The organism is Mesorhizobium sp. M7A.F.Ca.US.005.03.2.1 (assembly GCF_003997795.1).
In the GTDB taxonomy this organism is placed as follows: domain Bacteria; phylum Pseudomonadota; class Alphaproteobacteria; order Rhizobiales; family Rhizobiaceae; genus Mesorhizobium; species Mesorhizobium ciceri.
Genome location: NZ_RZRP01001636.1, coordinates 1 through 415, shown reverse-complemented (window position 1 = coordinate 415; position 415 = coordinate 1). Strand labels below are relative to the sequence as shown.

The 415-nt window shown below is 67.7% G+C and carries 1 pseudogene; it reads left to right on the top strand.

The annotated features are described in order from the left end of the window. A pseudogene (locus EN991_RS39560) lies at positions 1-415 on the top strand (type VI secretion system ATPase TssH); the annotation flags it as partial.

The following is a 415-nucleotide window of genomic DNA, read 5'->3' as shown; positions in this document are numbered from 1 at the left end:
GTGTGGCAGGGGTTCTGGAGCAACACCACAAGGTGCAGATACTCGACGAGGCGATCGAGGCAGCAGTCGGCCTGTCGCATCGCTACATCCCGGCACGGCAACTGCCTGACAAGGCGGTGAGCCTCCTCGACACCGCCTGCGCCCGTGTCGCCATATCGCAGCATGCTACGCCAGCCGAGGTCGAGGACATCATGCGCCGCCGCCAGGCTCTGGAGGTCGAGCGCGGCATCATCGGGCGCGAGGCCGCGATCGGCATCGAGGTGGCTGAACGGCAGGCGCGCGTCGACACCGGGCTTGCCGAAAGCGAGATCGCCCTGGCTGCGGCGCAGCAGCGTTGGGATCGTGAAAAGGTGCTCGTCGCCGAGATACTCGAACTGCGCGCCAGGCTGCGCGGCGAGGGTGTGGCGCTCGATGC